The organism is Streptomyces sp. NPDC029956, assembly GCF_055574655.1.
On the sequence record NZ_JBVHZJ010000128.1, the window covers coordinates 1 to 2,206 of the forward strand.

The 2,206-nt window shown below is 73.7% G+C and carries 1 protein-coding gene and 1 pseudogene; both read left to right on the top strand.

The genetic code is table 11. The features are described from left to right. Window positions 1-1,519 (top strand): annotated as a pseudogene (locus ACZ4XX_RS40240) (AfsR family transcriptional regulator); the annotation flags it as partial. A 234-nt stretch (window positions 1,520-1,753) separates the two neighbouring features. Continuing rightward, on the top strand, window positions 1,754-1,954 hold the full coding sequence (locus tag ACZ4XX_RS40245; protein ID WP_468512772.1) for a hypothetical protein: 201 nt from the start codon (window positions 1,754-1,756) through the stop codon (window positions 1,952-1,954). The last annotated feature ends 252 nt before the right edge of the window (window positions 1,955-2,206 follow it).

The following is a 2,206-nucleotide window of genomic DNA, read 5'->3' on the forward strand; positions in this document are numbered from 1 at the left end:
GCGGGCCGTGGTCGAGCGGCGTCATCTCACGTACTACCGGGAACTCGCCCGTACCACCGACCCCGAACTCCGCGGCTCCGGACAGGTCGACGCCACCGCCCTCCTGGAGCGCGAGCACGACAACCTGCGCGGAGCCCTGCGGACGGCCGTCGCGCTCGGCGACGAGCAGGAGGTGCTCTGCCTCGTCCACTCCCTCAGCTGGTTCTGGCAACTGCGCCACCACCAGATCGACGCCCGCACCTGGGCCGTGGAGGCGAGCCGGCTCGGCCCCGACCCGTTCCAGGAGCCCATCCGCCCGGCCGAGCCGTTCGACGGCCGGTGCACGGACGTCCCGCCGCCGTGGAACGGCGAGCGACTCCTCGAAGCCCGGCGCGGCGGACGGCTCTACGTGCTCGCGACCCAGGGCGGTCGGGGCGCCACCTCGTTCGAGCACCCCGAGACCCGCGCCAGGCTCGTCGCGCTGGTCTCCGCGTACCGCCCCGGCCTTCCGCAGACCTGCCGCCAGCCGGCGACGATGTGGTACTTCGCCCGTCTCATGACCGGGGACTTCGCCGGCCTCGACGAGACCCTGACGGCGATCGTCGACGCCTGCCGCGACCACGCCCCCGGCTGGGACCTGGCCTTCGCCCTCCTCGTCCGGGCCAAACTCGTCGTCCACGGCCCGCAGGACGCGGCCGAGGCACTCGCCCTCTTCGAGACCGCCGGGGACTCCTGGGGCATCGCCGAATCGCTCGCCGCCCGCGGCGAGTCCTACGAGCGCGCGGGCCGGCTCGCCGAGGCCGCCGCCGACTTCGAGCGGGCCACGGACGCCGCCGCCCACGTCGGCGCGCGCTCCCAGGTGCCCCTCTACACCGCGCGCCTCGCGGCCGTACGGCTCCGGCTCCACCCGGAGGGAGAACCGGCGGCCGAACAACTCCTCACCGAAGCCGCCGACGCCGCGGGGGAGTGGGGCGCCGAGGTCGCCGGCTCCGCACGGCTGCTGCTCACCCAGCACTACGGCCACACCGGGCGCACCGGTCTCGCCCGGGCTCAACTCTCCCGCCTGGAGAGTGAGTTCGGAGACGTGACGCCGGGCCTCTTCTGGGGTCTCGCCGGAGGAGCGTGGGCCTGGATCGACTGCCTCGACGGCGCCTACGACCGGGCTGTGGAACGGCTGGCACGCGCCGTCGACGAGGTGGAGACCCTCGCCCACCTGGTGGCCCCGTACCTGCTCGTCACCCAGTTCGCCACGGCCGCGTGGGCACGTGGCGGGCGGGGCGGGCCGGGCGACGCCGAGACGGGCGCGCGGCTCCTCGGCGCCTACGACGCCCACGCCGGCTCCGGCACGGACGGCGGCTTCCGGCCGTTCACACCCGAGACGGAGGCCCTGATCAGGGCGCGAGCCGAGGAGACCCTCCGCGAGGCGCTCCCCTCGGTGGCGTACACCCGCCATTACGAGGAGGGGACGGGGCTGGCGGCCCGTACGGCCGCGGAACTCGTCCGGAAGCCGGGGGACACCCCGGGGCCTCCGGGCGCCTGACCGCCGGCGCACCGACGCCGCACGGACGCCGCACCGACACAGCGTCGACACGGGCAGTGCGGGAGCGCGGGGGCGCGGGAGGCGCGTCGGTCGGTAGGCCCGGGGGCCGGGAGGCGCCGGGGCCGGGAGATGCGGGGGTCGGGCCTGGAGGGACCGGTCTCCGACGCTCCCGGATGCGGACCCGGAGACCGGACACGAGAATGGCGAGTGCCGGACGAACACGTAGGAGGCGGCATGAACGCTGAGCCCGACAAGACGTCCCTGGGGGACTTCCCGACGCCCGACCGGCTGTTGCATGCCGGGTCGGAGGGCGAGTTCACGGCCGAGGACCTGGTCCTGGCCTCCGGCCGTGACGTGACTCCGAAGACCCTCGCCTGGGCGGAACGCCGTATGGCGGAGAAGGGTCGCGCCTCCATGGACGAGCTGCTGCCGTAGGCCGCCCCTGCCGGGCGCCGAATCCGCAGTGATCGCGGCAGTGATCCGCAAGCAGTCATCCGCGAGGATCTGCAGCGACTCATCGCGATCCATACCGATCCATAGCGATCCACAGTCATCAGAAGTGATCCGCAGTACCCATCGACACCCCCTCGGGCCCGGTTCGGGAGGTGTGGACCAGGGGGGAAGGGCGTTCGGAGGAGATCCGAAGCTTCCTCCTTTGTTGAAAACACTTTCCCACGGCCGCCCTCG

Bases quoted from the DNA above. Each gene is read 5' to 3' on its own strand.
- ACZ4XX_RS40245 (WP_468512772.1), top strand. From the start codon at position 1,754: ATGAACGCTGAGCCCGACAAGACGTCCCTGGGGGACTTCCCGACGCCC.